This window comes from Escherichia sp. TC-EC600-tetX4, assembly GCF_019356055.1.
Classification (GTDB): Bacteria; Pseudomonadota; Gammaproteobacteria; order Enterobacterales; family Enterobacteriaceae.
The window spans coordinates 405,849-430,275 of record NZ_CP079924.1 but is presented as its reverse complement, the minus strand read 5'-3'; the positions used below and the strand labels follow the sequence as shown (position 1 = coordinate 430,275).

The 24,427-nt window shown below is 49.3% G+C and carries 26 protein-coding genes and 1 pseudogene; 13 read left to right on the top strand and 14 right to left on the bottom strand.

The genetic code is table 11. From position 1 onward, the window contains the following. Positions 1 to 51: 51 nt before the first annotated feature. Together gspB and gspA are read right to left on the bottom strand one after the other, a co-directional pair. On the bottom strand, positions 52 to 471 hold the full coding sequence (gene gspB / locus KXD89_RS01980) for a putative general secretion pathway protein GspB (protein ID WP_000461450.1): 420 nt from the start codon (positions 469 to 471) through the stop codon (positions 52 to 54). 1 nt (position 472) lies between these two features. Further along, positions 473 to 1,942 (bottom strand): type II secretion system protein GspA, encoded by a 1,470-nt coding sequence (gene gspA, locus KXD89_RS01975; protein WP_000107576.1) that lies wholly within the window; start codon positions 1,940 to 1,942, stop codon positions 473 to 475. 179 nt (positions 1,943 to 2,121) lie between these two features. Here gspA and gspC point away from each other — a divergent pair, with 179 nt between their 5' ends. Genes gspC through gspO form a run of 12 tightly spaced genes read left to right on the top strand, consistent with a single transcriptional unit; the run spans position 2,122 to position 12,764 of the window. Then, on the top strand, positions 2,122 to 2,937 hold the full coding sequence (gene gspC / locus KXD89_RS01970) for a type II secretion system protein GspC (protein WP_001142708.1): 816 nt from the start codon (positions 2,122 to 2,124) through the stop codon (positions 2,935 to 2,937). After that, positions 2,921 to 4,873 (top strand): type II secretion system secretin GspD, encoded by a 1,953-nt coding sequence (gene gspD, locus KXD89_RS01965; protein ID WP_001326512.1) that lies wholly within the window; start codon positions 2,921 to 2,923, stop codon positions 4,871 to 4,873. Before gspC ends, gspD begins: the two co-directional genes overlap by 17 nt. A 9-nt stretch (positions 4,874 to 4,882) precedes the next feature. After that, a complete protein-coding gene (gspE, locus tag KXD89_RS01960) occupies positions 4,883 to 6,364 on the top strand; it encodes a type II secretion system ATPase GspE (RefSeq protein ID WP_001219894.1) in 1,482 nt (493 codons plus the stop codon). Further along, the gene (gene gspF, locus KXD89_RS01955; protein WP_001109573.1) at positions 6,361 to 7,557 is read left to right on the top strand and encodes a type II secretion system inner membrane protein GspF; all 1,197 of its coding nucleotides are present in this window, start codon (positions 6,361 to 6,363) and stop codon (positions 7,555 to 7,557) included. Before gspE ends, gspF begins: the two co-directional genes overlap by 4 nt. Positions 7,558 to 7,566: 9 nt before the next feature. Beyond that, positions 7,567 to 8,004 carry a type II secretion system major pseudopilin GspG gene (gene gspG, locus KXD89_RS01950; protein WP_001202874.1) on the top strand — a complete coding sequence of 146 codons (438 nt, stop codon included), beginning with the start codon at positions 7,567 to 7,569 and terminating at the stop codon, positions 8,002 to 8,004. A gap of 7 nt (positions 8,005 to 8,011) precedes the next feature. Further along, positions 8,012 to 8,521, top strand: a complete 510-nt coding sequence (gene gspH / locus KXD89_RS01945) for a type II secretion system minor pseudopilin GspH (RefSeq protein ID WP_001076046.1) — start codon at positions 8,012 to 8,014, stop codon at positions 8,519 to 8,521. Further along, entirely contained in the window at positions 8,518 to 8,895 is a 378-nt protein-coding gene (gspI, locus tag KXD89_RS01940) for a type II secretion system minor pseudopilin GspI (protein WP_001041743.1), read from the top strand. Before gspH ends, gspI begins: the two co-directional genes overlap by 4 nt. Then, a complete protein-coding gene (gene gspJ / locus KXD89_RS01935) occupies positions 8,888 to 9,475 on the top strand; it encodes a type II secretion system minor pseudopilin GspJ (protein WP_000610634.1) in 588 nt (195 codons plus the stop codon). Before gspI ends, gspJ begins: the two co-directional genes overlap by 8 nt. Then, the gene (gene gspK / locus KXD89_RS01930; protein ID WP_001058522.1) at positions 9,468 to 10,451 is read left to right on the top strand and encodes a type II secretion system minor pseudopilin GspK; all 984 of its coding nucleotides are present in this window, start codon (positions 9,468 to 9,470) and stop codon (positions 10,449 to 10,451) included. Before gspJ ends, gspK begins: the two co-directional genes overlap by 8 nt. A 14-nt stretch (positions 10,452 to 10,465) precedes the next feature. Next, positions 10,466 to 11,629, top strand: coding sequence for a type II secretion system protein GspL (gene gspL, locus KXD89_RS01925; protein WP_001115238.1), 1,164 nt, complete (start codon positions 10,466 to 10,468; stop codon positions 11,627 to 11,629). Next, positions 11,626 to 12,087 (top strand): type II secretion system protein GspM, encoded by a 462-nt coding sequence (gene gspM / locus KXD89_RS01920; protein ID WP_001295161.1) that lies wholly within the window; start codon positions 11,626 to 11,628, stop codon positions 12,085 to 12,087. Before gspL ends, gspM begins: the two co-directional genes overlap by 4 nt. Beyond that, positions 12,087 to 12,764, top strand: coding sequence for a prepilin peptidase GspO (gene gspO, locus KXD89_RS01915; RefSeq protein ID WP_000178154.1), 678 nt, complete (start codon positions 12,087 to 12,089; stop codon positions 12,762 to 12,764). Before gspM ends, gspO begins: the two co-directional genes overlap by 1 nt. A 28-nt stretch (positions 12,765 to 12,792) precedes the next feature. Here gspO and bfr read toward each other — a convergent pair whose 3' ends face one another. The 12 genes and pseudogenes from bfr to fkpA form a co-directional block, all read right to left on the bottom strand. Then, positions 12,793 to 13,269 (bottom strand): bacterioferritin, encoded by a 477-nt coding sequence (gene bfr, locus KXD89_RS01910; RefSeq protein ID WP_000675504.1) that lies wholly within the window; start codon positions 13,267 to 13,269, stop codon positions 12,793 to 12,795. A gap of 71 nt (positions 13,270 to 13,340) precedes the next feature. Then, on the bottom strand, positions 13,341 to 13,535 hold the full coding sequence (gene bfd, locus KXD89_RS01905) for a bacterioferritin-associated ferredoxin (RefSeq protein ID WP_000289085.1): 195 nt from the start codon (positions 13,533 to 13,535) through the stop codon (positions 13,341 to 13,343). 168 nt (positions 13,536 to 13,703) lie between these two features. Next, positions 13,704 to 16,397 carry a bifunctional chitinase/lysozyme gene (gene chiA / locus KXD89_RS01900; RefSeq protein WP_000773156.1) on the bottom strand — a complete coding sequence of 898 codons (2,694 nt, stop codon included), beginning with the start codon at positions 16,395 to 16,397 and terminating at the stop codon, positions 13,704 to 13,706. Positions 16,398 to 16,688: 291 nt separating this feature from the next. Continuing rightward, entirely contained in the window at positions 16,689 to 17,873 is a 1,185-nt protein-coding gene (gene tuf, locus KXD89_RS01895; RefSeq protein ID WP_000031783.1) for an elongation factor Tu, read from the bottom strand. A 70-nt stretch (positions 17,874 to 17,943) separates the two neighbouring features. Next, positions 17,944 to 20,058 (bottom strand): elongation factor G, encoded by a 2,115-nt coding sequence (gene fusA / locus KXD89_RS01890; protein WP_000124700.1) that lies wholly within the window; start codon positions 20,056 to 20,058, stop codon positions 17,944 to 17,946. A 99-nt stretch (positions 20,059 to 20,157) separates the two neighbouring features. Continuing rightward, positions 20,158 to 20,625: pseudogene (gene rpsG, locus KXD89_RS01885) on the bottom strand (30S ribosomal protein S7); the annotation flags it as partial. 96 nt (positions 20,626 to 20,721) lie between these two features. Further along, positions 20,722 to 21,096: a 30S ribosomal protein S12 gene (rpsL, locus tag KXD89_RS01880; protein WP_000246815.1), complete on the bottom strand. Its 375-nt coding sequence runs from the start codon at positions 21,094 to 21,096 to the stop codon at positions 20,722 to 20,724. 125 nt (positions 21,097 to 21,221) lie between these two features. Continuing rightward, a complete protein-coding gene (gene tusB, locus KXD89_RS01875) occupies positions 21,222 to 21,509 on the bottom strand; it encodes a sulfurtransferase complex subunit TusB (protein ID WP_000903373.1) in 288 nt (95 codons plus the stop codon). Between the two features lie 7 nt (positions 21,510 to 21,516). Further along, positions 21,517 to 21,876, bottom strand: a complete 360-nt coding sequence (gene tusC / locus KXD89_RS01870) for a sulfurtransferase complex subunit TusC (protein ID WP_000820714.1) — start codon at positions 21,874 to 21,876, stop codon at positions 21,517 to 21,519. After that, complete coding sequence (gene tusD / locus KXD89_RS01865) at positions 21,876 to 22,262, bottom strand: sulfurtransferase complex subunit TusD (protein WP_001209680.1); 387 nt, start codon at positions 22,260 to 22,262, stop codon at positions 21,876 to 21,878. Before tusD ends, tusC begins: the two co-directional genes overlap by 1 nt. Beyond that, positions 22,262 to 22,984 carry a transcriptional regulator gene (locus KXD89_RS01860; protein WP_000091466.1) on the bottom strand — a complete coding sequence of 241 codons (723 nt, stop codon included), beginning with the start codon at positions 22,982 to 22,984 and terminating at the stop codon, positions 22,262 to 22,264. The genes tusD and KXD89_RS01860 overlap by 1 nt, the downstream gene beginning before the upstream one ends. A gap of 166 nt (positions 22,985 to 23,150) precedes the next feature. After that, positions 23,151 to 23,963: an FKBP-type peptidyl-prolyl cis-trans isomerase gene (gene fkpA / locus KXD89_RS01855; RefSeq protein ID WP_000838250.1), complete on the bottom strand. Its 813-nt coding sequence runs from the start codon at positions 23,961 to 23,963 to the stop codon at positions 23,151 to 23,153. Between the two features lie 220 nt (positions 23,964 to 24,183). Between fkpA and KXD89_RS01850 the strand changes: the two genes are divergently transcribed. Further along, entirely contained in the window at positions 24,184 to 24,402 is a 219-nt protein-coding gene (locus KXD89_RS01850; protein WP_001153615.1) for a protein SlyX, read from the top strand. The last annotated feature ends 25 nt before the right edge of the window (positions 24,403 to 24,427 follow it).

Below are 24,427 nucleotides of genomic sequence, written 5' to 3'. Positions count from 1 at the left end.
ACTTAACCACCGAACGCAAGCGTATTGCTAGTAAAGTAAACAGCCTTCGGGTTATCTCTCAAGTTCGTTCAGTGCATTTTTGACACGCTCTCTTAAACCGGCTTTCTCTTCGCTTTCTTCCACAGTATTTTCTTCGTCTTCAGAAGAAGAGGGGGCATTCTCAACCGCGACGCCTGGGTCATCTTCCTCCTCGACGGATTCGACGACGGGGAGTGGCTGTTTTTTGAAGAAATAGTGTTGTGTTGATTGTTTAAAAGCGGGCGTTTCAGCCTCTACAGTGACTTCGGCTTTTACTATCCAAAGCACCCATAGCTGCCTGGCATACCCACCAACCAGCACCATTCCTGCAAACCACAGGCAAATCAGTAATAAACAAATTACATATATTATGGTGCTGTGTTTTTGTCGGGAGAAGATACCAGGGTGACCTGTTTCTTTCTGCTCACGCGCGGCGATATAGAATTCAAACATGTCATTTCCCCTTCACTGTTGTTTCCGGGGAAATATTTGCTTCATCCCGATATAAGTAGGCACTCTCCCCTGCCACCTGCCAGAGATGTACTAACGTTGAAAAGCCAACAACACCGTCAGTTTTCAAGTGGTGGCTTTTTTGAAATTGCTTTATTTTTTCTACCAACAAGGGACGCCACTCCGCCGAAGGTTCTGTCGAAATATGCAATGCGCGGTTTAACATCGTTTCCAGCCAGAGAATCTCTTCCTCGCTGCTATCACGCGTAATGGTACTCTCCCCTTCCGGCGACATTTTCCACAACAGAAGATAATCACCCGTCCATACCGACTCAAACCATTTATGTGTCAGCGTCCACGTTTGCTGACCTACGAGGACATCAACGCTAGCCTCACCGACGCGAACGACCACAACAGGCAATTTTTTGTCCCCGACTTTAAGCGATGCGATCCAGGGCAAATTCTGATCTACCAATGTTTGTAAAGAAGCATTCCCACTTTTACATGCCAGCCCCGCTCTTACTGCCTGATCGCACCAGGCCGAATCAGCTGGGACCTCGTACCCCCATACGCCGTATAACACGCTTAGCGCCTCACTATCGCGCATCACCACATGAGCAATATCCTTAGTCATATCTTGTTTAACTACTGGCGTTACGGGTATCAGCCACGCAGGAACGGGTAACGTAGCTGTAAAAGAGGACAGCAGTAGCCAACCACAGGTAAGAGCGATAATGGTTCCACTCATCACCACGGCAAGCTGCATTTTCCGGGGGCGGTTATCACCCAATATGCGGTAAATCATTCGCCATTGTTTTGCTGTGAAAACGCTGGTCTGCTCGGCTTGCTGTAATAAGCGAATTGTTTCGCCGGCAAGCGCCAGCTTTCTGCGATCGCCCCGACATAATAAAGCTATCCGTTTCAGAACTCTGGCGGTTAAAAGGAGATCGGGTTGGTCAATATTCTGACCTTCAAGGATGCTTGCCTTAAGTTCGTGCTCCGTCAGACGTCCTATCGAGACAAGTTCAATGCCCTGTTTTTTAAAATCACGTTCGACTTTTCGATCGGGTCTGCCGATCAGCAAAAATTGACCGTCAGGAATAAGAGATATTGCGCGTTGGAGATCATCAAGTATGCGGCGGTGATTCAGGTGAGCATTTTCAATAATAATAAGAGGGCAGCGACTATCAGTTCGATGAAGCGCATGCAGTAATTGCCCCGCCATCTCATCTCGCGTCCAGGCGCTGTCACGGCAGCCCTGTTCAGCCGCGTTATCGTCGGTAACGATCCATGCGGCCTTACCTTGCCAGGAAACAACGAGGCTTAAAGTAATCACACGGCGATGTTTATCTTTTTGCAGTTGCTGCGCCAGCCAGGTTTTTCCACTTCCAGCCTCACCCAACAAATAGCATAGACGCCAGGTTTGACGTTTCTCACACAACCAGGAAAGAATAACTTCTCTTCTCGTAGACATAGAACTTCCTGTTTTAATTATTGATTATCCTTAATCATAAAAATAATGTATGTATTTATTAATTAAATACATATTACTAATATAAATAAATTTTGCTTGATTCATGCAAGCGGCATTAATACTATTTATACTAACGTCAATATACAACCCACCCAATCTATTTTATTAGAACATACATCGTGCCCACACTACGTTTCCCCTTCCATCTGGCGAATCATAATAAAGATGCTGCCATCAATATATTGATTATATTTATAAGCATAGGGTCGATTATTTTTAATGTGAATTATTTCCATACAACTATAGTTAAAAATGGACAGATCATTAATCAACCAACAAACGCATTTCAGTCTGATTTCAGCCTTGCCGCTTTATGGCGTAACGAAAATCATGCTGGGGTAAAAGATGCAAATCCCGTGGCAGTTAATCAGGAAACACCTAAGCTCTCTATAGCGCTTAATGGCATTGTACTCACATCGAATGATGAGACTTCTTTTGTCTTAATTAATGAGGGGAGCGAACAAAAGCGATACTCCCTCAACGAAGCCCTTGAGTCAGCGCCGGGAACGTTTATTAGAAAAATAAATAAAACCAGCGTTGTGTTTGAAACTCACGGGCATTACGAAAAAGTAACTCTCCATCCAGGGCTACCTGACATCATCAAGCAGCCTGATTCAGAAAGTCAAAATGTACTCGCTGATTATATTATCGCCACGCCTATACGTGATGGAGAACAGATATACGGGCTTCGATTGAACCCTCGTAAGGGCCTCAATGCATTTACCACCAGCTTGCTACAACCAGGGGATATCGCCCTCAGGATCAATAATCTTTCGCTGACCCACCCTGATGAGGTTTCACAGGCATTAAGTTTACTGCTAACTCAACAAAGTGCTCAGTTTACAATTCGTCGCAACGGCGTACCCCGCTTGATAAATGTTTCCGTCGGGGAACTTACAGGAATGAATGGACTGCGTCATGAAAGGACTCAATAAAATCACCTGCTGCTTGCTGGCAGCACTACTCATGCCTTGTGCAGGACACGCTGAGAACGAACAATACGGCGCGAACTTCAATAACGCCGATATCCGCCAGTTCGTGGAAATAGTGGGTCAGCATCTTGGCAAAACGATCCTGATCGACCCTTCGGTACAGGGAACCATTTCCGTACGCAGTAATGATACGTTTAGCCAACAGGAGTACTACCAGTTCTTTTTAAGTATTCTTGATCTTTACGGTTATTCCGTGATCACGCTGGACAATGGTTTTCTGAAAGTGGTTCGCTCAGCTAATGTAAAAACATCGCCAGGGATGATTGCTGACAGTTCTCGTCCAGGCGTAGGTGATGAGTTGGTCACCCGAATTGTACCGCTTGAGAACGTTCCTGCTCGTGACCTGGCCCCCCTGCTCCGCCAGATGATGGATGCGGGTAGCGTCGGTAATGTTGTGCATTATGAACCCTCCAACGTTCTTATTCTGACCGGTCGTGCCTCCACCATTAATAAACTGATTGAAGTCATAAAGCGCGTTGATGTCATCGGCACAGAGAAGCAGCAAATTATTCATCTGGAATATGCGTCAGCGGAAGATCTCGCCGAGATTCTTAATCAATTAATCAGCGAAAGCCACGGTAAAAGCCAGATGCCAGCCCTCCTCTCCGCGAAGATTGTGGCGGATAAGCGAACCAACTCTCTTATCATCAGTGGACCGGAAAAAGCACGCCAGCGCATCACTTCATTACTGAAAAGCCTTGATGTCGAAGAGAGCGAGGAAGGAAATACCCGGGTTTATTACCTGAAATATGCTAAAGCCACGAATCTGGTGGAAGTGCTAACCGGTGTTTCCGAAAAGCTGAAAGATGAAAAAGGGAATGCGCGTAAGCCCTCCTCTTCTGGCGCGATGGATAACGTCGCCATTACCGCCGATGAACAGACTAACTCTCTGGTCATTACCGCTGACCAGTCCGTCCAGGAAAAACTCGCCACGGTAATTGCGCGTCTGGACATTCGCCGTGCACAGGTGCTGGTTGAGGCAATCATCGTTGAAGTTCAGGATGGAAATGGACTAAACCTCGGCGTGCAATGGGCGAATAAAAACGTTGGCGCACAGCAATTTACCAATACCGGATTACCGATTTTTAACGCTGCGCAAGGTGTGGCTGATTATAAAAAGAATGGTGGGATCACCAGCGCGAATCCTGCCTGGGATATGTTTAGCGCCTACAATGGCATGGCCGCAGGCTTCTTCAATGGCGACTGGGGAGTACTGCTTACCGCGCTGGCCAGTAACAATAAAAATGACATCCTCGCCACCCCAAGCATCGTAACGCTGGATAATAAACTCGCGTCCTTCAACGTGGGGCAGGATGTGCCGGTGCTATCCGGGTCACAGACCACTTCAGGGGATAACGTCTTTAATACCGTCGAACGCAAAACGGTGGGGACAAAACTCAAAGTTACTCCGCAGGTCAATGAAGGCGACGCGGTGTTGCTCGAAATAGAGCAGGAAGTCTCCAGCGTTGACTCTTCCTCTAACTCGACGCTCGGCCCGACGTTTAATACCCGTACTATTCAAAACGCCGTGCTGGTCAAAACCGGTGAAACGGTGGTCCTGGGCGGATTGCTGGATGATTTTTCTAAAGAGCAAGTGTCAAAGGTTCCTCTGCTTGGCGATATTCCTTTAGTGGGGCAACTCTTCCGCTATACCTCCACCGAGCGCGCTAAACGCAACCTGATGGTATTTATCCGTCCGACGATTATCCGTGACGATGATGTTTATCGCTCACTGTCAAAAGAGAAATACACCCGTTACCGTCAGGAGCAACAACAGCGGATCGACGGGAAATCAAAAGCGCTGGTTGGCTCGGAAGATTTGCCGGTGCTGGATGAAAACACGTTCAACAGTCACGCCCCTGCGCCATCGTCACGGTGAGGCATTCATATGAGAATTCACTCACCGTACCCCGCCAGTTGGGCGCTGGCACAACGAATTGGTTATCTCTATTCAGAGGGCGAGATTATTTATCTCGCCGATACGCCATTCGAGCGGTTACTCGATATTCAACGTCAGGTTGGCCAGTGCCAGACCATGACCAGCTTGTCACAGGCTGATTTTGAAGCTCGGCTGGAAGCGGTATTCCATCAGAATACCGGTGAGTCGCAACAGATTGCGCAGGATATCGATCAATCCGTCGATCTTCTCTCGCTTTCGGAAGAGATGCCCGCAAATGAAGATCTCCTGAATGAAGATTCAGCGGCACCGGTTATCCGCTTGATCAATGCGATTTTGAGTGAGGCCATCAAAGAAACCGCCTCTGATATCCACATTGAAACCTATGAAAAAACAATGTCGATCCGTTTTCGCATCGACGGCGTTTTGCGGACAATTTTACAGCCAAACAAAAAACTGGCGGCACTGCTTATCTCCCGAATTAAGGTCATGGCTCGTCTTGATATCGCCGAAAAACGTATTCCACAGGATGGAAGAATTAGTTTGCGTATCGGGCGACGTAACATAGATGTCCGCGTATCCACACTGCCGTCCATCTATGGTGAACGCGCCGTACTCCGCCTGCTGGATAAAAACAGCCTCCAGCTTTCATTGAACAACCTGGGGATGACGGCAGCGGATAAGCAGGATTTAGAAAATCTCATTCAGCTTCCGCACGGTATTATCCTGGTGACAGGGCCGACAGGCTCCGGTAAAAGCACCACGCTCTACGCCATCCTTTCGGCGCTGAATACTCCCGGCCGCAATATTCTGACGGTAGAAGATCCCGTGGAATATGAGCTGGAAGGCATTGGGCAAACGCAGGTGAATACCCGTGTGGATATGTCTTTCGCTCGCGGCCTGCGCGCCATACTTCGCCAGGACCCGGATGTCGTCATGGTGGGGGAAATTCGTGATACAGAAACCGCGCAGATTGCGGTTCAGGCCTCGCTCACCGGCCATCTGGTACTCTCAACACTCCACACTAACAGTGCATCAGGCGCAGTGACCCGGCTCCGCGACATGGGCGTCGAATCATTCCTGCTTTCGTCTTCCCTGGCAGGGATTATCGCGCAACGTCTGGTTCGTCGCCTGTGTCCGCAATGCCGACAATTCACGCCCGTATCACCCCAACAAGCGCAGATGTTTAAATATCATCAGCTCGCGGTGACAACAATTGGCACTCCCGTAGGCTGCCCTCATTGCCATCAATCCGGCTATCAGGGGCGCATGGCGATCCACGAAATGATGGTGGTGACGCCGGAATTACGGGCCGCTATTCATGAAAATGTGGATGAACAAGCACTGGAGCGACTAGTCCGGCAACAACACAAGGCCTTAATCAAAAATGGCCTGCAAAAAGTGATAAGCGGTGACACCTCCTGGGATGAGGTTATGCGCGTCGCCAGTGCCACGCTGGAGAGCGAAGCATGAATTATCGCTATCGCGCCATGACCCAGGATGGTCAAAAATTGCAAGGGATCATTGATGCTAACGATGAACGTCAGGCACGACTGCGGCTGCGTGAAGAAGGGCTTTTCCTGCTGGATATTCGCCCCCAAAAAAGTTCGGGAGTAAAAACACGTCGCCCGAGGATCAGCCATAGTGAACTGACGCTTTTCACCCGGCAGTTGGCAACCTTAAGCGCAGCGGCATTACCCCTGGAAGAGAGCCTTGCCGTAATCGGTCAACAAAGCAGTAATAAACGACTGGGTGACGTGTTAAATCAGGTACGCAGCGCCATCCTTGAAGGGCATCCCCTTTCCGATGCATTACAGCATTTTCCCACGCTTTTCGATTCGCTCTATCGTACCCTGGTAAAAGCGGGCGAAAAGAGCGGGCTGCTGGCCCCGGTGTTGGAAAAGCTGGCTGATTACAATGAAAACCGGCAGAAAATCCGCAGCAAGCTCATTCAGTCACTGATCTACCCCTGTATGCTCACTACGGTGGCGATTGGGGTCGTGATTATTCTCCTCACTGCTGTCGTGCCCAAAATTACCGAACAGTTCGTGCATATGAAGCAGCAACTGCCGCTGAGTACACGCATTCTTTTAGGTCTGAGCGACACGTTGCAACGTACCGGCCCGACATTATTAGCGACAGTGTTTATTGTCGCTGTAGGTTTCTGGCTCTGGTTAAAACGCGGCAATAACCGCCACCGTTTTCATGCCATGTTGCTGCGCGTTGCGCTCATCGGCCCGCTGATTTGCGCCATTAACAGCGCACGCTATCTCCGCACTTTAAGTATTTTGCAATCCAGCGGCGTCCCTCTGCTGGATGGGATGAATTTGTCCACCGAAAGCCTCAACAACCTCGAAATTCGCCAGCGTCTGGCAAATGCGGCAGAGAACGTTCGCCAGGGTAACAGCATTCATCTTTCGCTGGAACAAACCGCAATTTTCCCGCCGATGATGCTCTACATGGTGGCCTCTGGCGAAAAAAGCGGGCAGCTCGGCACATTAATGGTCAGAGCCGCAGATAACCAGGAGACACTCCAACAAAATCGGATCGCCTTAACGCTCTCCATCTTCGAGCCAGCACTCATTATTACGATGGCACTGATCGTCCTGTTTATTGTCGTGTCGGTACTCCAACCTCTTCTTCAACTTAACTCAATGATTAATTAAGGAAAGCATATGCGCGCAACGGATAAGCAACGCGGTTTTACATTACTGGAAATTATGGTGGTGATCGTCATTATCGGCGTACTTGCCAGCCTGGTGGTTCCTAACCTAATGGGCAATAAAGAAAAGGCGGATAAGCAAAAAGCCGTCAGCGATATTGTGGCGCTGGAAAACGCCCTTGATATGTACAAACTCGACAATCATCACTATCCAACCACAAATCAGGGGCTTGAATCCTTAGTAGAAGCGCCGACACTGCCACCGCTGGCCGCAAACTATAACAAGGAAGGTTATATCAAGCGTCTGCCTGCCGATCCCTGGGGCAATGATTATGTCCTCGTTAATCCTGGTGAACATGGTGCATACGATCTGCTTTCAGCAGGGCCCGATGGTGAAATGGGAACCGAGGACGACATCACCAACTGGGGTTTGAGCAAGAAGAAAAAGTAAGTCAGCGATGAATCAGCAACGCGGGTTTACCCTGCTGGAGATGATGCTGGTGCTGGCGCTGGTCGCTATCACGGCAAGCGTGGTGCTCTTCACATATGGCCGGGAGGATGTCGCCAGCACTCGTGCGCGCGAAACAGCGGCGCGGTTTACCGCTGCACTTGAATTAGCCATCGACCGCGCCACGCTCAGTGGTCAGCCTGTCGGTATCCATTTCTCTGATTCAGCATGGCGCATTATGGTACCGGGCAAAACACCATCAGCCTGGCGCTGGGTTCCATTACAAGAAGATGCCGCAGACGAGAGCCAAAATGACTGGGATGAAGAACTCTCAATTCATCTTCAGCCATTTAAACCTGATGACAGCAACCAGCCACAGGTTGTGATTCTGGCCGACGGACAAATCACGCCCTTCTCTTTGTTGATGGCTAACGCCGGGACCGGTGAGCCGCTCCTGACGTTAGTCTGTTCAGGCTCATGGCCCCTGGATCAAACGCTCGCCAGAGATACCCGCCCATGAACAAACAATCAGGGATGACACTGCTTGAAGTCTTACTGGCGATGAGTATTTTCACCGCTGTTGCTCTGACTTTAATGAGCAGTATGCAAGGGCAACGAAATGCCATCGAGCGAATGCGTAACGAGACGCTGGCATTGTGGATAGCGGATAACCAGCTTCAGTCACAAGATTCATTCGGCGAGGAAAACACGTCCAGTTCTGGCAAAGAGTTAATAAATGGCGAAGAGTGGAACTGGCGCAGCGATATCCACTCAAGCAAAGACGGCACGCTTCTGGAACGCACCATAACGGTGACATTACCCAGCGGTCAGACAACCTCGCTTACGCGTTATCAAAGCATCGATAATAAATCCGGGCAGGCACAAGATGATTAATCGCCAGCAGGGTTTCACATTGCTGGAGGTCATGGCGGCGCTGGCGATTTTCTCAATGCTTAGCGTGCTGGCGTTTATGATTTTTTCGCAAGCTTCCGAGTTGCATCAACGCTCACAGAAAGAAATCCAGCAGTTCAATCAGCTACAGCGCACCATCACCATTCTTGATAACGATCTCCTGCAACTGGTCGCCCGGAGGAATCGGAGTACGGACAAAATCATGGTGTTGGGTGAAGAAGCTATTTTTACCACGCAAAGTCGCGATCCGCTGGCTCCTCTCAGTGAAGCACAAACCTTACTCACTGTTCACTGGTATCTGCGAAATCATACGCTCTACCGTGCTGTTCGTACTTCTGTGGATGGCAGGAAGGATCAACCCGCCCAGGCGATGCTGGAACATGTCGAGAGCTTTCTTCTGGAAAGTAACAGCGGGGAAAGCCAGGAACTTCCTCTCTCAGTCACGTTACATCTGCAGACTCAGCAATATGGGGGGTTACAGCGCCGTTTTGCATTACCTGAGCAGTTAGCGAGAGAAGAGTCGCCAGCTCAGACGCAGGCCGGGAATAATAACCATGAATAATGAACAACGCGGCGTCGCGCTGCTCATTGTACTCATGTTACTGGCGCTCATGGCTGCTCTGGCAGCAGACATGACGCTCAGTTTTCACAGCCAGCTTCAGCGAACCCGCCAGGTAAACCATCATCTGCAACGGCAATATGATATTGAACTGGCGGAGAAACTTGCGCTTGCCAGCCTCACCCAGGACGTTAAAGATAACGACAGACAGACCACGTTGCAGCAGTACTGGGCACAGCCACAACAGTTGCAGCTGGAAGATGGCAATACAGTGAAGTGGCAGTTACGCGATGCCCAGCACTGTTTTAATCTCAATGCGTTAGCAAAAATCTCTGACGACCCGCTGGCTTCCCCTGATTTCCCCGCCCAGGTATTCAGTGCGCTGCTGATTAACGCCGGTATCGATCGCGGAAACACCGATGAGATCGTGCAATCAATCGCTGACTATATTGATGTCGATGACTCACCACGCTTTCACGGCGCAGAAGATAGCTTTTACCAAAGCCAGACGCCGCCCCGGCATAGTGCCAATCAGATGCTTTTTCTGACTGGCGAATTACGTCAGATAAAAGGCATAACCGAAAACATCTATCAGCGGCTTATCCCGTATGTCTGCGTTCTCCCGACCACGGAACTTAGCATCAATCTTAATATGCTAACGGAGAACGATATTCCGCTCTTCAGAGCGTTATTCCTCAATAACATCACGGATGCTGACGCTCGGGTCTTATTGCAAAAAAGGCCGAGGGAAGGCTGGCTAACCACGGATGCATTTCTTTACTGGGCGCAGCAGGATTTCTCCGGTGTGAAGCCACTGGTTGCTCAGGTGAAAAGGCATCTCTTTCCCTATAGCCGCTATTTTACGCTGAGTACGGAAAGTATCAGCGACGAACAATCCCAGGGATGGCAAAGCCATATTTTTTTCAACCGTAAACAGCAGAGCGCCCAAATCTATCGGCGTACGCTGCAACTCTACTAATCATAAGGATCGTGATGCCTGAATCGTTGATGGTCATACGTTCTTCCTCGACGCTGCGTAAGCATTGGGAATGGATGACGTTCTCCGCAGATAGCGTATCTTCGGTACATACGCTCACGGACGATCTTCCGCTGGAGTCGCTGGCCGATCAGCCCGGTGCCGGAAATGTTCATCTTTTGATCCCACCAGAGGGCCTTTTATATCGTTCCCTCACGCTGCCCAACGCCAAATACAAACTCACCGCACAAACATTACAATGGCTGGCAGAGGAGACGTTACCCGACAACACCCAGGACTGGCACTGGACGGTTGTCGATAAACAAAACGAAAGTGTCGAGGTGATAGGCATTCAGTCGGAGAAACTCAGTCGCTATCTTGAGCGTTTACATACTGCCGGACTCAACGTGACGCGGGTTTTGCCAGATGGCTGCTATCTTCCCTGGGAAGTAGATAGCTGGACTCTGGTTAACCAGCAAACAAGCTGGCTCATTCGCAGTGCCGCACATGCCTTCAACGAACTGGATGAACACTGGTTACAGCATCTTGCTGCCCAGTTTCCGCCTGAGAATATGCTTTGTTATGGTGTAGTACCTCACGGCGTTGCAGCGGCCAATCCACTTATCCAGCATCCTGAAATACCATCACTGAGTTTGTATTCTGCCGATATTGCATTCCAGCGCTATGACATGCTGCATGGTATTTTTCGTAAACAGAAAACTGTAAGCAAATCGGGAAAATGGCTCGCCCGCCTGGCAGTAAGCTGTCTCGTTCTCGCCATTCTTTCTTTTGTTGGCAGCCGGAGCATCGCGCTCTGGCATACGCTTAAGATTGAAGATCAACTTCAGCAACAACAGCAAGAAACCTGGCAACGTTATTTCCCGCAGATCAAACGCACCCACAATTTTCGTTTTTACTTTAAGCAGCAACTCGCTCAGCAATATCCTGAAGCTGTGCCGTTGCTCTATCATTTACAAACACTTCTGCTGGAACACCCTGAACTGCAGTTAATGGAGGCGAACTATAGCCAGAAGCAAAAGTCGCTGACCTTAAAAATGAGTGCTAAGAGTGAAGCTAATATCGATCGTTTCTGTGAGTTAACACAGTCCTGGCTTCCGATGGAAAAAACAGAAAAAGATCCGGTCAGTGGTGTATGGACAGTAAGGAACTCAGGGAAATGATTAAATCATGGTGGGCAGAAAAATCCACATCGGAAAAACAGATCGTTGCGGCACTGGCGGTTCTCTCGCTCGGCGTTTTTTGTTGGCTTGGGGTGATAAAACCGATAGATACCTACATTGCAGAGCATCAGTCCCACGCGCAAAAAATTAAGAAGGACATCAAATGGATGCAGGATCAAGCGAGCACCCATGGTTTACTCGGTCATCCTGCGCTTACGCAGCCCATCAAAAATATCCTTCTCGAGGAAGCAAAACGTGAGAATTTGGCTATCACGCTGGAAAACGGCCCGGACAATACTCTGACAATTCATCCTGTCACAGCTCCCCTCGAAAACGTCTCCCGCTGGCTCACTACGGCACAGGTAACATACGGTATTGTTATTGAAGACCTTCAGTTTACTCTTGCCGGAAACGAAGAGATCACCCTCAGGCATTTGTCCTTCAGGGAGCAACAATAATGACAATGCTACTGCCGCTCTTCATTCTGGTTGGTTTTATTGCAGATTATTTTGTTAATGCCATCGCCTATCACCTCTCGCCGTTGGAGGATAAAACGGCGTTAACGTTTCGCCAGGTATTGGTTCATTTCAGGCAAAAAAAATATGCCTGGCATGATACAGTGCCCCTGATACTTTGTGTTGCTGCTGCTATCGCCTGCGCCCTGGCACCTTTCACGCCCATCGTGACTGGCGCACTCTTTCTCTATTTCTGTTTCGTACTCACGCTCAGTGTTATTGATTTTCGCACTCAGCTCCTGCCCGACAAACTCACCTTACCGCTGCTCTGGCTTGGCTTGGTATTTAATGCGCAGTATGGATTAATTGATTTACATGATGCGGTTTACGGCGCGGTAGCGGGCTATGGGGTGCTGTGGTGTGTTTACTGGGGCGTCTGGTTAGTTTGTCACAAAGAGGGATTGGGCTACGGTGATTTCAAGCTACTGGCCGCTGCAGGCGCATGGTGTGGCTGGCAAACGTTGCCAATGATACTGCTGATTGCCTCGCTGGGTGGCATTGGTTACGCCATCGTTTCACAACTTCTGCAACGCCGGACTATAACCACTATCGCATTCGGCCCGTGGCTTGCGCTCGGCAGCATGATAAACCTGGGGTATCTGGCCTGGATCTCTTATTAACCGGGAGGGTTCTCCCTCCCGACACGGCTCAACCTTCTTCGCGGATCTGTGCTTGCAGATAATTTTGCAGGCCCATCTTCTGAATCAGATCAAGTTCCGTTTCCAGCCAGTCGATATGGCCTTCTTCATCACGCAAAATTTCTATCATCATATCGCGGCTGACGTAATCATGAACGCTATCGGCATAACCAATTGCCTCACGCAAATTCTTCGCGCCATCCAGCTCAAGTGCCAGATCAGAACGCAGCATTTCCTCAACATCTTCACCAATGTTCAGTTTGCCCAGGTCCTGTAAGTTTGGAAGACCTTCCAGAAAAAGAATGCGCTCAATATAACGATCGGCGTGTTTCATCTCATCAATGGATTCATGATACTCCACATCATTGAGACGTTTGAGACCCCAGTTTTTAAACATTCGGGCATGGAGAAAGTACTGATTGATTGCGACAAGCTCATTTCCCAACAGTTTGTTGAGATAATTTATAACTTTAGTATCACCTTTCATTTTTTGACTCCTTCGCTTCCACTCTTTGAAGAGTAGAACGGCTTACGAGTAAGTCAAAAAACACACTCCGTTTATGCGGACTCCTTAAACTCCGGCAGCTGCATTAATTCATCCTCCATCACTTCACGCGCGGCCCGGACACATTTACCGCACTGATTGCCGACCGGAATAAATTTTTTTAATTGCTGGAACGAGTGAGGGGAAAACTGGCGCACAGCCTGACGAATTTTTTTATCGCTGATACCATTACAAAGACAAACGTACATAGAGACTCCCGTATACTTTCTTCAAAAATAAATGAAAATAGTTCTTATTTCAATTACGGAAAGACTCTTTTTTAAGCAAAGAATAGAAATATGAATAAAAATAATGGGCTACCAAAAGTAGCCCATTGACAAAAAATGCGGCGATACTGGAAGGTATCGCCAACACATTTATTGCTTAGTAAACGGCGCGAAGATTTCGCTAAATGCGTACTTCGGTGCCTGTTCTTTAGTCAGGCCGTGGAATTCCGGAGACAGGTTAGTGCCGCCCGGCAGGTCGCGCGCGATTGACCAGATACCAACCATACCGAGATTACGCTTCTGCGCATCCTGCATGACCAGACGAGCATCAGAGAGATAGAACACCTCGCCCTGAACGTCGTTCACGCCAACCATCGGCGTGGTACCCATCATAGCGTCAATTTCTGCATCGCTCTTATTGGGATGGAGGCCTTTCAATTGTGAATGCAGGTTGGCAATCGCAGACGTTGCACACTTACCGTGAATGTTCTGGCCTTCGGTATTTGCAGACTGACAAATCGCGTTACCGTAGTCCATTGTCATCACGTTCACACCCGCCAGCTCAACACCTTTCGCTTTGGCATCGCTCAGGACATTCATCCCTTCCGGCGTCAGGCCAGTCGGCAGAATTGGCAAGGTGTACCAGATAGCAATATCTTTGCCTTCTGACTTCCATTTATCCTGCACTTTCTTCACAGCAAGGTTACGACGTTCAATAGATGCCTGATCCGCAACCCAGGTGCCTTCGATATCGAAGTCCAGGACTTTGAGGTTCAGGTTATCAACGATGTCATAATAATGCTGCATCAGATCGTCTACGTTCTTACAGGAAGCAGCCAGCGGAGCGTTGTTAGCACCACCGATAGACAGCATCACATCGCCGCCAGCCTCACGCAGAGCTTTGATTTTGCTGTACTGAGCGTAATTCTGCATACCGTAAGCGGTACCCCATGTCGGCAGACAGGTGTTCGCATCTTTACTCACCACAAACGCCAGCGTGAAGTGGTTGACGTTATGATTCTTAGCCAGCGCAGCCAGATCCGGGATCGTATTCAGCGTAAAGTCGACATACGGTGCATAAACGTGTTTCGGCCACGCTTTCTTCGGCGTACCTACGCGCTCTTTGGTTCCGGTCCAGTCAACAAAAACACGCCACGGGTTGCTGTCAGAAGGAGAAACTTTCTGCACTTTACTCTGAGAAATGTAGTTCACACCGTTAAAGCGAATCAGCGTATCGCTGGCATAAAGCGTTTCTGGATTAAACTGCGGCGCATTATTCAGCTCTTCGTTGCTATAGCTCTGAGCCTTACCTAACGGCTTCCACGGGCGGCTATTGCTACCGGTGGCGTTTTGGTTCGCCACCAGAGCAGGGTTGTCACTTTGCGTCCAGAACAGCGCTTCATAAGCCTGCCCATCAACAACAACGCGATCACCTTTCACGTACACAGTGGATGCGGACCATGCTTTCGCCGGTTCGTATTTCTTCCACGGGTTATCGCCGCCCGGGACAAAGCCCCATGCGTCTTGATCGACAGAAGTTTTATAATGTGCATCGTTATAATCTACGATGCTGTCCGCGCTGTACGCTTTGCTGGCCTGGAAACCATCCGCAACAATGACGCCGCCGTTATCAATTTCACAGGTAGTCGGGTTACCGTACTGACTCAATTCCGCAGCGGTAGCTGTACGCTCGAGACGCCATGGGTTATTGGAGTTTTCAGCGCTGGTACCCCGTGGGCAATCTTTAGACCCAACCCACCAGGCGTTCTTGTAAACATTACCATTGAAAATAACATGGTAAATTTCGCTACCTTCCTGGCCGCTCCACGCTTGCAATGAGTAATCGTTAACGCTATCCGCTGGTGTTGATGGCTCGCTGTTATCCGGAGTTGGGGTCACCGGTGTTTCCGGAGTTGGATCAACCGGAGTCACAGCACCGCCATTATTATCCGGCTTAACGGAACAGGAGCCAGGGTTACCATACTGGCTGATTTCTGTTGCCGTTGCCGCGCGAACATAACGCCATGGGTTACTGGCATCGTTTTCTTTCGCATCGCCTGGGCAATTTGCCGCGCCTACCCACCAGGCGTTCTTATAAATGCCGCCGTTATAGATAACGTACCATGTAGAAGAACCTTCCTGACCTTTCCAGGCTACTACAGCATAGTTGTCGTTTGACTTATCAGCTGGGGCTGGCTGAACATCAGGAGCCGGTTTAACGTCCGGTGCCGGTTTCACATCCGGTGAAGGCTGTGGTGCTGAAGTACAGGACTGTGGATTACTGGTTTCTGAGATTTCCGTTGCCGTAGCGGCACGAACATAACGCCATGGGTTGCTGGCATCATTGCTTTTCGCATCACCCGGACAGTTAGAAGAGGCTACCCACCAGGCATTTTTATATACCGCACCATTAAAGACGACATACCAGGTCTGACCACCCTGCTGTTTATTCCAGGCAACTACAGAAGAATTAGACGGAACAGTGCCCTGTGCTGGTGTAGCCGAACCGCCATTAGCCGGCGTATTGGATGCAGGCGTATTTGAATTTGAAGAAGATGAGCTGCCGCTCTTTTCGCAGGAAAGTGTATTGCCAAACTGACTAATTTCAGCAGCTGTTGCGGTACGCTTTAAACGCCACGGGTTAGTTGCATCATTTGCTTTCGCTTTTCCCGGGCAATTTGTAGAAGAAACCCACCAGGCATTTTCATAAATTTTGCCATCGAAAATAACCTGATATTTATTACCACCTTGTTGGTTATTCCATGCTTCCATTGCCAATGCTGGCAGAGCGGAACACACCAGCCCCATACCAATCATAGATTTAGTAAATATATTTAATTTCATTATAATCCCTTGTGACGTAAAAACTGCAAAACAAAAGTCCTACGCAGGAATTATTTACGTTTTACGAGAACCCTTCAATATGAATTAAATTACGGCATTAAAAATAAGAAAAAAGCCTGACAAATGAAGCATTTTAAAAACAGAAACATTCATATTTAAAATGTTAAATTGAATTGATATTTTAAATATGAATAATTTATTCGTTCTGACAGTACGAATAAGATATGCCGTCAACAAATGCAAAAAGGGCGCCGAAGCGCCCTTTTCAATTCAAAACTAATTAACGTGTAATTAGCCCAGAACTTTAGCAACAACGCCCGCGCCAACGGTACGGCCGCCTTCACGGATTGCGAAACGCAGACCGTCGTCCATCGCGATCGGGTGGATCAGGGTAACAACCATTTTGATGTTGTCGCCCGGCATTACCATCTCTACGCCTTCCGGCAGTTCGATGGTACCAGTCACGTCAGTAGTACGGAAGTAGAACTGCGGACGGTAGCCTTTGAAGAACGGAGTATGACGGCCGCCTTCATCTTTGGACAGAATGTACACTTCAGATTCGAACTTGGTGTGCGGCTTGATGGTGCCCGGCTTAGCCAGTACCTGACCACGTTCGATTTCTTCACGTTTGATACCACGCAGCAGAACACCTACGTTCTCACCAGCACGGCCTTCGTCCAGCAGTTTGCGGAACATTTCAACGCCAGTACAGGTAGACTTCTGAGTCTCTTTGATACCAACGATTTCAACTTCTTCACCAACTTTGATGATACCGCGTTCTACACGACCGGTAACAACGGTACCACGACCGGAGATGGAGAATACGTCTTCGATCGGCAGCAGGAACGGCTTGTCAATCGCACGCTCTGGTTCCGGAATATAAGAATCCAGGAAGCCAGCCAGTTCCAGGATTTTCGCTTCCCACTCTGCGTCGCCTTCCAGCGCTTTCAGAGCAGAACCACGAACGATCGGAGTGTCGTCGCCCGGGAAGTCGTACTGAGACAGAAGTTCACGAACTTCCATTTCAACCAGTTCCAGCAGCTCTTCGTCATCAACCATGTCGCATTTGTTCAGGAACACGATGATGTACGGAACGCCTACCTGACGACCCAGCAGGATGTGCTCACGAGTCTGCGGCATCGGGCCGTCAGTCGCAGCAACTACCAGGATCGCGCCGTCCATCTGAGCAGCACCGGTGATCATGTTTTTAACATAGTCGGCGTGCCCCGGGCAGTCTACGTGTGCGTAGTGACGGGTCGGGGTGTCGTATTCAACGTGAGAAGTGTTGATGGTGATACCACGAGCTTTTTCTTCCGGCGCGTTATCGATCTGGTCGAATGCACGAGCAGCACCGCCGTAGGTTTTAGCCAGTACGGTGGTGATTGCAGCGGTCAGAGTAGTTTTACCGTGGTCAACGTGGCCGATAGTACCAACGTTAACGTGCGGTTTTGTACGTTCAAATTTTTCTTTAGACACGGCTATATTCCTTACTATAGTGCTCTCCCCTTCAGGAGAGAGCACGGGACTTTGGTATTAACCCTTAGGCTTATTTACCACGGGCTTCAATTACGGCCTGAGCAACGTTACTCGGCGCTTCATCATACTTCAGGAATTCCATAGTGTATGATGCACGACCTTTGGTCAGAGAACGCAGCTGAGTTGCGTATCCGAACATTTCAGACAGCGGTACTTCAGCGTGGATCTTAACGCCAGTAACTTCAGATTCCTGACCTTTGAGCATACCACGACGACGGCTCAAGTCACCGATAACGTCACCGGTGTTCTCTTCCGGAGTTTCTACTTCAACCTTCATGATCGGCTCAAGCAGAACTGGTTTCGCTTTCTTAAAGCCTTCTTTAAAGGCGATAGAAGCAGCCAGTTTAAACGCCAGTTCAGAGGAGTCAACGTCATGGTAAGAACCGAAGTGCAGACGAATACCCATGTCTACTACCGGGTAGCCTGCCAGCGGACCTGCTTTCAGCTGTTCCTGGATACCTTTATCAACGGCCGGGATGTATTCGCCAGGGATTACACCACCTTTAATGTCGTTGATGAACTCGTAGCCTTTCGGGTTTGAACCCGGCTCCAGCGGGTACATGTCGATAACAACATGACCATACTGACCACGACCACCAGACTGTTTCGCGTGTTTACCTTCAACATCGGTAACTTTCTGGCGGATAGTTTCACGGTAAGCAACCTGCGGTTTACCTACGTTCGCTTCAACGTTGAATTCACGCTTCATACGGTCAACGATGATGTCGAGGTGCAGTTCGCCCATACCCGCGATGATGGTCTGGTTAGATTCTTCGTCAGTCCATACACGGAAAGACGGGTCTTCTTTAGCCAGACGGCCCAGAGCCAGACCCATTTTTTCCTGGTCAGCTTTGGTTTTCGGTTCAACTGCGATGGAGATTACCGGCTCAGGGAATTCCATACGTTCCAGAATGATCGGCGCATCCGGGTCACACAGGGTGTCACCAGTGGTTACGTCTTTCAGACCGATAGCAGCAGCGATGTCGCCCGCGCGAACTTCTTTGATCTCTTCACGTTTGTTAGCGTGCATCTGAACGATACGACCGAAACGCTCACGTGCAGCTTTCACGGAGTTCAGTACGGTATCACCAGAGTTAACCACACCGGAGTAAACACGGAAGAAGGTCAGGTTACCAACAAACGGGTCGGTAGCGATTTTGAACGCCAGTGCAGAGAACGGCTCGTCATCACTTGCGTGACGTTCAGCCGGAGTGTCTTTACCGTCGTCCAGGATACCGTTGATCGCAGGTACGTCAACCGGGGATGGCAGGTAATCAATTACCGCATCCAGCATCGCCTGAACACCTTTGTTCTTGAACGCAGAACCACAGGTTACCAGGATGATTTCGTTGTTCAGAACGCGCTGACGCAGAGCACCTTTGATTTCTGCTTCAGTCAGTTCTTCACCACCCAGGTATTTTTCCATCAGCTCTTCAGAAGCTTCAGCTGCGGATTCGATCAGGTTCTGGTGCCATTCGTTAGCCAGTTCAACCATGTCTGCCGGGATATCTTCGTATTCGAAGGTTACGCCCTGGTCAGCGTCGTTCCAGTTGATAGCTTTCATTTTCACCAGGTCAACAACACCGGTGAAATGTTCTTCAGCACCAATCGCCAGCTGCAGCGGAACCGGGTTCGCGCCCAGACGGGTTTTGATCTGGTTAACAACTTTCAGGAAGTTCGCACCCATGCGGTCCATTTTGTTAACGAACGCAATGCGCGGAACTTTATATTTGTTTGCCTGACGCCATACGGTTTCAGACTGCGGCTGAACACCACCAACTGCGCAGTAAACCATTACCGCACCATCGAGAACACGCATGGAACGTTCTACTTCGATTGTGAAGTCAACGTGCCCCGGGGTGTCGATGATGTTGATGCGATGCGGCTCATACTGCTTAGCCATACCAGACCAGAATGCAGTAGTCGCAGCGGAAGTGATGGTAATACCACGTTCCTGCTCCTGCTCCATCCAGTCCATGGTTGCAGCGCCGTCATGAACTTCACCGATTTTATGGTTTACACCGGTGTAGAACAGAATACGTTCGGTAGTAGTGGTTTTACCGGCGTCGATGTGCGCACTGATACCGATGTTACGGTAGCGTGCGATGGGTGTTGTACGAGCCATTTGTTTCCTCGTTTATCTTTTAGGCGTTCAATTTAAGTAGCCCAAAGCGGGCTGCTTACTGGAAGCGCCCGCCTGGTGACTAAAACTCCGAAGGGATAACCAACGGTAGTGTGCGAACGCCTTGTTGGCTTCGGCCATACGGTGAACGTCTTCACGTTTCTTAACTGCAGTACCTTTGTTTTCTGCAGCATCAGAAAGTTCGTTCGCCAGGCGCAGAGCCATGGATTTATCACCGCGTTTACGAGCAGCTTCAACGATCCAACGCATTGCCAGAGCATTACGACGAACCGGACGGACTTCAACTGGTACCTGATAAGTAGAACCACCAACGCGGCGAGACTTAACTTCTACAGTCGGGCGCACGTTTTCGAGAGCTACTTCGAATGCTTCCAGTTCAGATTTACCAGAGCGCTGAGCCAGGGTCTCCAGCGCGCTGTATACGATAGATTCAGCAGTAGATTTTTTACCATCTACCATCAGGATATTTACAAATTTAGCCAGCAGTTCTGATCCGAACTTCGGATCCGGCAGAATTTTACGCTGACCAATGACGCGACGACGTGGCATGGAAATACTCCGTTGTTAATTCAGGATTGTCCAAAACTCTACGAGTTTAGTTTGACATTTAAGTTAAAACGTTTGGCCTTACTTAACGGAGAACCATTAAGCCTTAGGACGCTTCACGCCATACTTGGAACGAGCCTGCTTACGGTCTTTAACGCCGGAGCAGTCAAGCGCACCACGTACGGTGTGGTAACGAACACCCGGGAGGTCTTTAACACGACCGCCACGGATCAGGATCACGGAGTGCTCCTGCAGGTTGTGACCTTCACCACCGATGTAGGAAGTCACTTCGAAACCGTTAGTCAGACGAACACGGCATACTTTACGCAGCGCGGAGTTCGGTTTTTTAGGAGTGGTAGTATATACACGAGTACATACGCCACGTTTTTGCGGGCATGCTTCCAGCGCAGGCACGTTGCTTTTCGCAACTTTGCGAGCACGTGGTTTGCGTACCAGCTGGTTAACTGTTGCCATTAAATAGCTCCTGGTTTTAGCTTTTGCTTCGTAAACACGTAATAAAACGTCCTCACACAATATGAGGACGCCGAATTTTAGGGCGATGCCGAAAAGGTGTCAAGAAATATACAACGATCCCGCCATCACCAGGCCATCTGGCTGGGGTGCTTAACCGTAAGTCTGACGAAATCAGTATAGTCAATGAGAATGATGTCGTTCGAAATTTGACCAGTCAAACCGCGGGCAATAAGGTCTTCGTTCAGGGCATAGACCTTAATGGGGGCATTACGCAGACTTTCAAGGTAGCGGTTACCGTCAACTGCGGCAGTTACGCCATCTTGCAATAATAGCAGTTCGTCTCCTTCACTGAGCAGACGCAGCAGCGCAGCAAAATCCGTCAGCCAGGGTGAGCGATGTAATGTGTGCAGCATAAACGCCTCAAAACCTCAAAATAACATCGTAGTTGGCGAGTTCGCGGCGTAAGGCATCTGCTTCGAGCGGCGTGGCTTCGACAACAAAGGGTGTCTGCGGATCTAACCCGCGTTCGCGCAGTGAAGCCGCACAAACCCAGCACTGTTCAATGTCGTACAGACCCAACAATTTAAAAGTGGCAATGTAATCACGCGCCAGCACTGCATCGGGCTTTTGTCCTGGCAGCAGCTGAAAAACGCCATCAGCTATAAAGAAGACAGCCAGATCGTCAGTTAATGCGGAAGTTGCCAGTAAAGCATCTAAACCTTCCCGGCCTGCGGCTGTACCATGAGGTGCAGTAGAAAAAACAAACGCAATTCGTTTCATCAGAACTGTACCACCCTGTCACAGGTCAGCGAGGCTTCCGCCAGCGCCCCAAGTCCGCTTAAGGTAAATCCCTGCTGAAGGTTTGACGAAGCCAGCCCCAGTCTTCCGGCCTCCGTTTCATCAACAACGCCACGGCGTAATGCTGCCGCTACGCAGATATTCAGCGCCACACCATGTTGCGCATTCAGTTGTTGCCAGGCCCGTACGAGGTCAAATTCGTCACTTGCCGGAGAGGTCAATTGGTTAGCGTTATAGACCCCTTCCCGATAGAAAAAGACGCTGCTTAACTCATGGCCATCTGCTATCAGCGCCTGCGCAAACTGAAAAGCACTACTCGCCTGTTGCGTACCGTATGCTGGCCCGGTCACCACGATGGCAAAACGCATTACTTATCTTGCCCCTGGAAATCACCGCTCTTGAACTGGCGGATGTAGAGATAGACAGTGTGTTTGGAGATGTTCAGGCGGTCAGCAACCTGGTTGATCGCATCTTTAATATCGAAGATCCCTTTCTCGTAGAGATTCAGCACGATCTGACGATTTTTGGCGTTATTAGAAACATTGCGATCGGCATTCACTTCTTCGATGGTGAACTCCAGCGTTTGGGTAACCAGATCTTCAACAGAAGAGGCAAAGTTGACGCTTGAACCGACATCCGGGGTTTCTGGCGGCACAAAGGTGCTCATAATCTGCGAGAAGGGAACATCAAGATTCATATTGATGCACAGCAGACCAATTACACGCTGTTCGCGGTTACGAATCGCGATAGTCAGGGACTTCATTAATACGCCGCTTTTGGCGCGAGTAAAGTAGCATTTAGAAACGCTGCTATCCGCTCCCGTCATATCGTGCAGCATACGTAGCGCCAGGTCAGTAATTGGCGAACCAATCTTCCGGCCTGTATGTTCACCGTTAGCAATGCGAATGGCTGAACATTTTAGATCCTGCAAAGAGTGCAAAACGATTTCACAGTGGGAGCCAATAAGCATCGCTAACCCGTCCACCACCGCTTCGTAGGATTTCAGAATATCAAAATCGGTCTGGTCGAAAGGACGTTGATCCAGTAAATCCAACTCACTGGTTTCGTTGGTTAAAAGCGACCTGGACATGAAAAAAAACACTCCTTTTCAGGAGCCTGTCGTTAACTTTTCAGGGCAGGCTCATTAATGATGCGGGTAACTAAATTAATACAGCGGAGGTTCCGCTTTCCAGCACTAATTATATCCGGCCTGTAATAAAAAAACCGCCGCCTGGTCAGGCGGCGGTTCTTAATGCTTATTTTTTAGCAGAATCTGCGGCTTTCGCATCAGCTTCCGGCTTTGCATCAGCCTTCGGCGCTGGTTTCACATCCAGCAGCTCTACGTCAAACACCAGGGTAGAATTCGGTGGGATCCCCGGAACACCCGCTTTGCCGTAAGCCAGTTCTGGTGGAATAACCAGTTTGATCTTACCGCCTTTCTTGATGTTCTTCAGACCTTCTGTCCAACCCGGGATAACACCGTCCAGACGGAAAGAAAGCGGTTCACCACGGGTGTAAGAGTTGTCGAACTCTTTACCGTCGATCAGCGTACCTTTGTAGTTCACTACAACAGTATCGCTGTCTTTCGGTGCTTCGCCTTTACCGGCTTCTACTACCTGATAAACCAGACCAGTTGAAGAGGTTTTCACACCTTTCTCTTTGGCAAATTTCTCGCGGTACTCTTTACCTTTTGCTTCGTTATCAGCCGCGTCTTTTTCCATCTTCGCCTGAGCAGAAGACTTCACGCGAGCTTCGAATGCTTGTAGAGTCTGTTCGATCTCTTGGTCGGAGAGTTTGCTCTTATCAGCAAATGCATCCTGAACACCAGCGATCAGCTGATCTTTATCCAGTTTGATGCCCAGTTTTTCTTGTTCTTTTAGAGAGTTTTCCATGTAACGACCCAGCGAGGCACCCAGTGCATAAGCTGATTTCTGATCGTCATTTTTGAACGCTGCTTTGCTGTCAGCAGCTGTAGCAGGTTTTGCAGCTTCAGCAGCAAAAGTGATTGGTGCATGCAGGGCAACGGCCATTGTGGTCGCCAGCAGCGTTACTTTAAACAGTGATTTCATCCATATCTCCAGGATCGGGGCATCTCACCCCAGGGTTAACTATTATCAGAAGGGTACTATAAAGCGTTGTCGAACAAATCTACATACAGACACGCCCTATTATCATCTATTTTCAGACTCTTTTTGTTTAAATTAGTTTCGATGACCGCGAAATGAGTGCTGTCTCGGGCAGCAAAGTTAAGTAGAATCCGCGGCGACCATTCGACAAAAGAGGTGAATCATGCAGGATTTATCATTGGAAGCACGCCTGGCAGAGCTGGAGAGCCGACTGGCTTTTCAGGAAATCACCATTGAAGAACTGAACGTCACGGTGACCGCTCATGAAATGGAGATGGCGAAACTGCGCGATCATCTGCGTCTGCTGACCGAGAAGTTAAAAGCCAGCCAGCCGTCGAACATCGCGTCGCAGGCTGAAGAAACGCCACCGCCACATTATTGAGGCGTAAAAAAAGCGGGGATTCCCC

What these genes read in the sequence shown, in the direction of transcription:
- gspB (WP_000461450.1), bottom strand. Translation starts at nt 471, where the DNA reads ATGTTTGAATTCTATATCGCCGCGCGTGAGCAGAAAGAAACAGGTCAC.
- gspA (WP_000107576.1), bottom strand. Translation starts at nt 1,942, where the DNA reads ATGTCTACGAGAAGAGAAGTTATTCTTTCCTGGTTGTGTGAGAAACGT.
- gspD (WP_001326512.1), top strand. Translation starts at nt 2,921, where the DNA reads ATGAAAGGACTCAATAAAATCACCTGCTGCTTGCTGGCAGCACTACTC.
- gspE (WP_001219894.1), top strand. Translation starts at nt 4,883, where the DNA reads ATGAGAATTCACTCACCGTACCCCGCCAGTTGGGCGCTGGCACAACGA.
- gspF (WP_001109573.1), top strand. Translation starts at nt 6,361, where the DNA reads ATGAATTATCGCTATCGCGCCATGACCCAGGATGGTCAAAAATTGCAA.
- gspG (WP_001202874.1), top strand. Translation starts at nt 7,567, where the DNA reads ATGCGCGCAACGGATAAGCAACGCGGTTTTACATTACTGGAAATTATG.
- gspH (WP_001076046.1), top strand. Translation starts at nt 8,012, where the DNA reads ATGAATCAGCAACGCGGGTTTACCCTGCTGGAGATGATGCTGGTGCTG.
- gspI (WP_001041743.1), top strand. Translation starts at nt 8,518, where the DNA reads ATGAACAAACAATCAGGGATGACACTGCTTGAAGTCTTACTGGCGATG.
- gspJ (WP_000610634.1), top strand. Translation starts at nt 8,888, where the DNA reads ATGATTAATCGCCAGCAGGGTTTCACATTGCTGGAGGTCATGGCGGCG.
- gspK (WP_001058522.1), top strand. Translation starts at nt 9,468, where the DNA reads ATGAATAATGAACAACGCGGCGTCGCGCTGCTCATTGTACTCATGTTA.
- gspL (WP_001115238.1), top strand. Translation starts at nt 10,466, where the DNA reads ATGCCTGAATCGTTGATGGTCATACGTTCTTCCTCGACGCTGCGTAAG.
- gspM (WP_001295161.1), top strand. Translation starts at nt 11,626, where the DNA reads ATGATTAAATCATGGTGGGCAGAAAAATCCACATCGGAAAAACAGATC.
- gspO (WP_000178154.1), top strand. Translation starts at nt 12,087, where the DNA reads ATGACAATGCTACTGCCGCTCTTCATTCTGGTTGGTTTTATTGCAGAT.
- bfr (WP_000675504.1), bottom strand. Translation starts at nt 13,269, where the DNA reads ATGAAAGGTGATACTAAAGTTATAAATTATCTCAACAAACTGTTGGGA.
- bfd (WP_000289085.1), bottom strand. Translation starts at nt 13,535, where the DNA reads ATGTACGTTTGTCTTTGTAATGGTATCAGCGATAAAAAAATTCGTCAG.
- chiA (WP_000773156.1), bottom strand. Translation starts at nt 16,397, where the DNA reads ATGAAATTAAATATATTTACTAAATCTATGATTGGTATGGGGCTGGTG.
- fusA (WP_000124700.1), bottom strand. Translation starts at nt 20,058, where the DNA reads ATGGCTCGTACAACACCCATCGCACGCTACCGTAACATCGGTATCAGT.
- rpsL (WP_000246815.1), bottom strand. Translation starts at nt 21,096, where the DNA reads ATGGCAACAGTTAACCAGCTGGTACGCAAACCACGTGCTCGCAAAGTT.
- tusB (WP_000903373.1), bottom strand. Translation starts at nt 21,509, where the DNA reads ATGCTGCACACATTACATCGCTCACCCTGGCTGACGGATTTTGCTGCG.
- tusC (WP_000820714.1), bottom strand. Translation starts at nt 21,876, where the DNA reads ATGAAACGAATTGCGTTTGTTTTTTCTACTGCACCTCATGGTACAGCC.
- tusD (WP_001209680.1), bottom strand. Translation starts at nt 22,262, where the DNA reads ATGCGTTTTGCCATCGTGGTGACCGGGCCAGCATACGGTACGCAACAG.
- KXD89_RS01860 (WP_000091466.1), bottom strand. Translation starts at nt 22,984, where the DNA reads ATGTCCAGGTCGCTTTTAACCAACGAAACCAGTGAGTTGGATTTACTG.
- fkpA (WP_000838250.1), bottom strand. Translation starts at nt 23,963, where the DNA reads ATGAAATCACTGTTTAAAGTAACGCTGCTGGCGACCACAATGGCCGTT.
- KXD89_RS01850 (WP_001153615.1), top strand. Translation starts at nt 24,184, where the DNA reads ATGCAGGATTTATCATTGGAAGCACGCCTGGCAGAGCTGGAGAGCCGA.